Below are 7,478 nucleotides of genomic sequence, written 5' to 3' on the forward strand. Positions count from 1 at the left end.
TTACACCAATGAAAGGCTATGAGTTTTTTTGTTGCACTATATTTTACAATTTATCGTATTAAAAAAAGAAAAAACAGCTAATTCAGTAGAATTAGCTGTTTAAGATTATTTAGCTGAGATAGCTGCTTTAGCAATATAGCTAAGCGGTTGGTTAAAGTGTGGCAAGAAGAACAAATCAAGCAATTGAAGACGGTCAATAGTTACACCTTCTTGGATAGCCAATGAGAACATGTGGATTCCCATAGAGATGTCCATGCGTGATACCATTTGAGCACCAAGAACTTTGCGTGTATCTTTGTCATAGACGATTTTGATTGTAACGTCTGCATTTTCATCTTCCATAAAGGCAGCTTTTTGAAGATCTGTTGAAGATACTACTGCTGGATTGAAACCAAAGCGTTTTGCTTTTTCTTCTGTCAAACCAGTTGATACCATGTTCAAACCATAGATTGAGATACCATTTGATCCTTGAACACCGTTTGATTCAACATCTCCACCACCGGCATTATGACCACCGACAATACCTGAACGAACAGCGTTTGAAGCCAAGGCAATGTAGTTCACATCATCAAGGGCATTGTCATAAACAGTAGCACAGTCACCAACTGCATAAACATCTTCGATTGATGTTTCTTGTTTCTTATTAACAAGGTAAGCGCCATTACGGAATGTTTCCAACTTACTAGCACCGAGAACTGTGTTAGGACGGAAACCAACAGCAAGAACAACCATATCGACATCGTAAGCATTTTTATCTGTAACGATGCGTTCTACCTTAGTTTCACCTTCTACTGCTTTAACAGTTTCACCAAATGCCAATTTGATACCGTGGCTTTCCATATTTTTAGCCATAAGGTCAGTCAAGTCATGGTCGTAATAACCTGCCAAACATGTATCAACAACGTCGATAAGGATAACTTCTTTTCCATGACGTTGGAAAGCTTCAGCCAATTCAACACCAATGTAACCAGCACCTACAACCGCTACACGTTTGATATCTTGAGATTTGTCGTTCAATTTATCAATAACTTCTTGAGCGTTTTGGAAAAGTTTAACGAATTGAAGGTTTTCAAGCGTAGCTTCGAAAGTACGGCTACCTTCTTTAATTTCGGCACCTTCGATTGGAGGCAAGATTGGTTGAGAACCTGTAGCCAAAATCAATTTGTCATATGATTCAACATGCTCTTTACCATCTACGAGGGCTGTAACAGTTTTACCATCAAAGTCAATAGACTCAACTGGTGAGTTCATATAAACTTTAGCGCCTTTGCTTTCAAGTCCTTCTTTGTTGGCATAGAAAAGACCATCAGAACCTGAGATTTGATTACCGATCCAAAGGGCCATACCACAACCCAAGAATGAAATGTTAGAGTTTTGGTCGAAAACAACTACTTCATTTTGGTCTCCGTAATTATCGAGAATAGTATTAATACTAAAAGTACCAGCGTGGTTAGCACCAACAACTACGATTTTTGACATAAGTTTGTCCAACTTTCTTTTGATAATAGTTTACTGTTTTATTCTACCATAATCGGAAAACGGTTACACCTTTTATGCTCAGACTTTGTTACTTTTTGAACAAATTAAATTTGTATGCTCAAAACCCAAATAAGTCACGACAAAATCTGTAGAAAAACACTTTATGATGACAACCTTCCTCTACACCATCTCCGTCTTATCAAATCTTAGTAAGTCTACTCGGCTCTTTAACATAAAAAAAGAGTGAGCAAGTCTCTCTTTAGAGAATGCCAACACTCTTTTATCACTATACTAACTCATTAAAATCCCAAACATCTGTCCAACCTTCATAAAATTCGGGTTCGTGACATACCATGAGGACACTACCTTTAAAGGCCTGAAGGGCACGCTTCAATTCATCCTTGGCGTCAACATCCAAGTGGTTGGTCGGTTCGTCCAGAACAAGGACATTATTTTCACGATTCATAAGGAGACAGAAACGAACCTTAGCCTGTTCTCCACCTGAAAGCACCTGAATTTGACTTTCAATATGTTTAGAGGTTAATCCGCATTTGGCTAGAGCTGCACGAACCTCAGCTTGATTTAGAGCTGGGAAAGCGTCCCAAACCGCTTCAAGAGGCGTCTGACGTGAGCCTTCTGCTTCTTGTTCAAAATAACCTAGGTCAATAAAATCACCTGTTTCAACTTCTCCTTCGAGTGGTTGAATAATACCAAGCAGGCTCTTAAGCAAAGTGGTCTTACCGATACCATTGGCACCGACAATAGCTACCTTTTGATTACGTTCGAATGTAAGATTCAATGGAGCCTTGGTCAATGGACGGTCGTAACCAATAACGAGATCTTTGGTTTGGAAAATAAAGCGTCCAGGTGTACGACTTTCCTTGAAATGGAATTCTGGTTTTGGCTTCTCTGCCTGCAACTCGATAATTTCCATCTTATCCAATTTCTTCTGACGCGACATGGCCATATTTCGAGTAGCAACACGCGCCTTGTTACGGTTAACAAAATCTTGAAGGTCTGCAATTTCCTTTTGCTGACGTTCATAGGCTGCTTCTAATTGAGCTTTCTTCATTGCATAGACAGATTGGAAATTGTCATAATCACCTGCATAGCGAACCAGATCTTGATTTTCAACATGGTAGACAATGTTAATCACATCGTTTAGGAAAGGAATATCGTGCGAAATGAGGACAAAGGCATTTTCATATTCTTGAAGATAGCGTTTAAGCCAGGCAATGTGTTCAGCATCCAAATAGTTGGTTGGCTCATCAAGAAGCAAGATATCTGGTTTTTCAAGCAATAACTTAGCCAAGAGAATCTTGGTACGTTGACCACCTGAAAGGTCCGTTACATCTGTATCCATACCAAAATCCATGACACCTAGTGCACGGGCAACCTCATCAATCTTAGCATCTAGTGTATAGAAATCACGCGTTTCCAAACGATCCTGAAGCTCACCTACTTCTTCCATCAGAGCATCAACGTCGGCTCCTTCGTCAGCCATAGACATGTAAATCTCGTTGATGCGTTCTTCAGTTTTAAAGAGCTCATCAAAAGCCGTACGAAGGACATCACGAACGGTCATCCCCTTTTCAAGAACAGCATGCTGATCCAAGTAACCCGCTGTAACGTACTTAGACCACTCTACCTTACCTTCATCTGGCTGCAATTTTCCAGTAACGATAGACATGAAGGTTGATTTCCCTTCACCGTTAGCACCGACAAGACCGATATGCTCACCTTTGAGCAAACGGAATGAGACATTTTCAAAAATAGCACGGTCACCAAATCCGTGACTAAGATTTTTGACTTCTAAAATAGACATAGCATATCTGGGCTAAAACAGTCTTCAGCCCTTTCCTTTCTTGACATTAACTCTACTATTTTACCATTTTTTAGTGAAAATTTGGACCTATGCTTCTGGAAAATTAAAAAGAAAAAGCAGGACCAACCTGCTAACTCTTTAGTTTCTCTGTAAAATACGTTTAAAGACAGGATATAGGAGAGGAACTGCAATAATAGTCACTAATGATGTTCCAAAGGTTCCCCCTATTTTAGTAAGTGCCAATACCATGGCAGCATTTACTGGTAAAGCCGCAACGACGCTATTAATAATCGTGTACTTAACAAAATTCAAAATAATTTTGGTCACTGCTGCTATGACTCCAACGACTAAGATGTTAGCCATTTTGTCATTTGATTTTAATAGCTTTTCAAAAACAAGATAGAGAACATAACAGACAATCAAAGATTCTAAAATAGTAATCCAGACTTCAGCGGCATAACCATTGAAAATATCAAATAACCCTAACCCTACTGCTGCGACTAGCGCACCTTTTCTGGCTCCAAAAATCAAAACAGCAATCACAACTAGGGCATTTCCCAAATGGACAAATTGAGGTCCAAAAGGAATACGAATAAACTGCACACTCACAATAATCAAAGCAGCATACAAACTTAAGATAACTAATTCACGTGTTTTATCACTTTTCATTTTTCTCCTCCAATAGGGCATTAAAACCACTAAATAATAAACCAATATGAGGCTCATAGCATAGGCCGTATTTTAAAGGACGACCATCGGACAGTGTTGATGAAAGAACTCTATCCATGACATCCAAGGCCAAATCACAAACCTTTAGTAAATCTAGGTTATAAAAGTAACCAGCTGATAAGATTGCCGTTAGTAAATCGCCACTTCCATAAAAATGAGATTGATAACTTTTCCTCATAAGATAAGCCGTTTCATTAGTCTCTTTATCAAAATAAGCCAGCCCAATTTTGTCTGTCTCAAAAGAGATACCTGTCACAATAACTTTCCGAGTGCCAAGCTTGGCCAAATCTCTCAAAAGCTTTTCAACAGTGACTTTATCATAGGAACCTGCTTCAAGATATGGAGTATCCATCAACAAGGCAGCTTCTGTCAGATTGGGAATGATGACATCTGCTTGTTGACAGAAATCTTTCATGGCTTCTACATAGTTTCTATCAAAACCTTGATAGAGACGGCCATTGTCAGCCATAATAGGATCAACAAATAGAGGTATCTCTTTATCGCGAGCTAATTGACCTACAAGTTTTAGTTCTTCTTCTGACTTAAAATAACCACTCACAAGGCCATCTACTTTAAAATCCAAGTGCTCCCACTGCTTACAAAACCCTTTTAGGTCATCTGTAAGGTCCCGTACATAAATATTATTAAAGTCCCCTGTATGCGAAGATAAAAGAACCGTTGGCAAGGGAAGGACTTCAGTTTGACAGGCTGACATGATAGGGAGGCTACTAGTCATAGCAACCTTACCTAGACCAACGAGGTCATTGGCAACAATTACTTTGGTCATCTATTTCCCTTCCCAAGTCTTTTTAAACTGTTTAACAAAGCTTGTGTGGAAATAAATGTAATAGGCCACTCCTAAACCAAGAATAGCAGCTACAAGGTCAAATGGAATCTTCATAATAGCATAAGCTGGCGTACCATAGATAAAGGCTCTTCCTAAGCCATAACCTACTAGATCAATAATAGCCCCAAGCAAGAGACCTAAAGATGCCCTAGATTTGCTCAATTCTCCTAAACGCCCTCCAACAATGAGTCCAATAGCAAGAACCTGAAGGCTGTGTGTTACTAGAGTTACCCACATAGGAAGAGGGTAAAAAAGAAAATCTCCAATAAAGGAACCTACTCCCGCAATAATAACTGCTTCTGTAGGTGGGAAAATTAAACCAACTAGGAAAATAACAATCCCGTTAAAATAGAAATGACCACCTGGCACAGGGATAGATAAGAGACTCGAACTCAAAATAATGACAAGTGCCATGAAAAATGCAGAAATGGTTAAACGTTTTGCTGACATACCTAAAACTCCTTAGTCAATAAATATAGTATAAGTTTATGAAAATTCTGACGATTAAACAAGATAGTATTTTTATTACTGTATGGGTACAGATTTTGAGCAATAAAAAAACCACACGAACGTGCGGTGATCAAACTTATTGAGCTTTTTTATCAAAATATTTGACAGGTGCCTTTTCAAGATTTTGTAGTGAAAGCTTGGCTGTCGCGTTTGCCTCAGTACCATAATCAGAGAAATCAATGTTAAGATCATGATCAAAATCCGCAACGGCATAGTCAACAACGATTTCTTTAACTTCCTTAGGAGCAATCGTGGTTTTATTTGCAATCTTATCTCGATCATCATCTTTAGAAAAGACTATTGTTGCCACCTTCACTTCTTCCTTCTCTTGTTTCACATCAAGGACTACCTTCATCAAAAGAGTGTAAGCATTCATGGTTTCTTTACTTGAGTTGCTAAGTTTATAGTGAACGCGTACAGCTTTTTGACCTTCTGGTGATTCGATTTTAGTTGCAGAAAGAACTTGTACACTTGCATCTTGTCCTGTAAATAGCATTTTGTTTTTATCGTAGGTCCAAGTAGGCTCTTTCTCGGGTGTACAAGCTGACAAACCGATAATAGTCAAGCATGCAAGAGCGAGAAGTCCTAAGATTTTCTTAAAAGTCATTCTTATAATCTCCTTAAACTTGTTTGGAAGGGGAATTTAGTTTTACCTTACAACCTTCTTATTATGTCAAAATCTAATAATCTTGTCAAATTTCTCTGGGCCTATTGCTCTGAGAAGGGAAGTAAGGTAAAATAAGGAAAAATCTGTAAGGGGTCAGTTATGAGTATTTATCAAGATATTGTCGAGACCATTATCAAAGATATCCAAAATGGTACATTAAAAAAAGGGAGTAAGCTCCCCTCTATTCGTCAACTTAGCCAGACTTATGCCTGTAGTAAGGATACAGCCCAAAGAGCACTCTTGGAACTCAAATATCAAAACTATATTTACGCCGTACCCAAAAGTGGCTATTATGTTCTCGAAGGACGCAATGAAGTCGATAATAAGGTGCTTCTTAACCTTAACGATTACAATCAATTGGCCTACGAGGATTTTAAACTTTGTTTGGATGAAAGTTTGGCGGGTCACCAGGACTACCTCTTCAACTATTATCATGAACAAGCCGGACTCAAGGATTTGCTTGAAGCCTTAAAGAATCGATTAATTGCTGACGATATTTATGTCAATTCGGATCAGATTGTCATAACCTCAGGAAGCCAACAGGCCCTCTACATTCTTTCACAGATGGACTTTGGTAATGGGGGCTACAAAATTCTCTTAGAACAACCTACCTATCATCGCATGAACCAGCTCGTTAACCGTCAGAATCTAGCTTACGAGACGATTAACCGTGGTTTTGATGGTTTAGATTTTGACCGCTTGGAAGAGTACTTTAAATCTGGACAGATTAAGTTCTTCTATACCATCAGTCGTTACTCCAATCCTCTTGGATTAAGCTATTCTGCCAGTGAAAAAGAAAAGCTGGCCCAGCTTGCCAATCAGTATAATGTTTTCATCGTCGAGGATGACTATATGGGAGACTTTAGCGATAGTAAAAATCTCCCGATTCACTACTATGATACTCAAAATCAGACCATCTACATCAAATCCTTTTCCATGGCTCTTTTTCCAGGTTTACGTCTAGGTAGCCTTGTCTTACCTCCTAATCTTAAGTCTACCTTTTTGAGCCACAAGGGACTTATTGACTATGATACCAATCTCATCATGCAAAAAGCACTTTCCGTTTATCTCGAAAATGGCATGTTCCAAAAAAATATTAAGAAGCTGGGTGACCTCTTTCAACAAAACATGGCTAAAAGTCAAGCCATCATTGAGAAATCTAAGGTTATCATTCCTTATCAGATTTCCCCTAGACATGTGACTTGGCAACTTCCTAAAGAGTTTTCACTCGAAAAATTCAAAGCCCACAAGCAGATTCGCTTTTTAGAATCCTCCTTTATTAGACCAACTTCTGAAACTTATCTGCAGATAGGTCATGGACAGGAACTGGAATCCTTTATAAAAATTTTAAAAAAGACAAAGTGACAATCATAACCACCCGTCTAACGGGTGGTTTGATCAAGGGCTATAAGCCCATAATA

7 protein-coding genes are annotated in these 7,478 nt (G+C 38.7%); 1 reads left to right on the forward strand and 6 read right to left on the reverse strand.

Annotation, left to right across the window (positions count from 1 at the left end):
• Positions 1 to 105 precede the first annotated feature (105 nt).
• From nox to AX662_RS09760, 6 genes are all read right to left on the reverse strand, one after another.
• Positions 106 to 1,479, reverse strand: coding sequence for a H2O-forming NADH oxidase (nox, locus tag AX662_RS09735; protein WP_060972332.1), 1,374 nt, complete (start codon positions 1,477 to 1,479; stop codon positions 106 to 108).
• 286 nt (positions 1,480 to 1,765) lie between these two features.
• The gene (locus AX662_RS09740) at positions 1,766 to 3,304 is read right to left on the reverse strand and encodes an ABC-F family ATP-binding cassette domain-containing protein (protein WP_003096870.1); all 1,539 of its coding nucleotides are present in this window, start codon (positions 3,302 to 3,304) and stop codon (positions 1,766 to 1,768) included.
• 138 nt (positions 3,305 to 3,442) lie between these two features.
• Positions 3,443 to 3,973 (reverse strand): ECF transporter S component, encoded by a 531-nt coding sequence (locus tag AX662_RS09745; protein WP_060972333.1) that lies wholly within the window; start codon positions 3,971 to 3,973, stop codon positions 3,443 to 3,445.
• Complete coding sequence (locus AX662_RS09750; protein ID WP_060972334.1) at positions 3,963 to 4,820, reverse strand: pyridoxamine kinase; 858 nt, start codon at positions 4,818 to 4,820, stop codon at positions 3,963 to 3,965. Before AX662_RS09750 ends, AX662_RS09745 begins: the two co-directional genes overlap by 11 nt.
• Positions 4,821 to 5,330: an ECF transporter S component gene (locus tag AX662_RS09755; protein ID WP_060972335.1), complete on the reverse strand. Its 510-nt coding sequence runs from the start codon at positions 5,328 to 5,330 to the stop codon at positions 4,821 to 4,823. It lies immediately after the preceding gene.
• A gap of 136 nt (positions 5,331 to 5,466) precedes the next feature.
• Complete coding sequence (locus AX662_RS09760) at positions 5,467 to 5,997, reverse strand: DUF5067 domain-containing protein (protein WP_049545157.1); 531 nt, start codon at positions 5,995 to 5,997, stop codon at positions 5,467 to 5,469.
• 159 nt (positions 5,998 to 6,156) lie between these two features.
• Here AX662_RS09760 and AX662_RS09765 point away from each other — a divergent pair, with 159 nt between their 5' ends.
• Entirely contained in the window at positions 6,157 to 7,422 is a 1,266-nt protein-coding gene (locus AX662_RS09765) for an aminotransferase-like domain-containing protein (protein ID WP_060972336.1), read from the forward strand.
• Positions 7,423 to 7,478: the final 56 nt, after the last annotated feature.

The organism is Streptococcus sp. CCH5-D3 (genome assembly GCF_001556435.1).
GTDB lineage: Bacteria > Bacillota > Bacilli > Lactobacillales > Streptococcaceae > Streptococcus.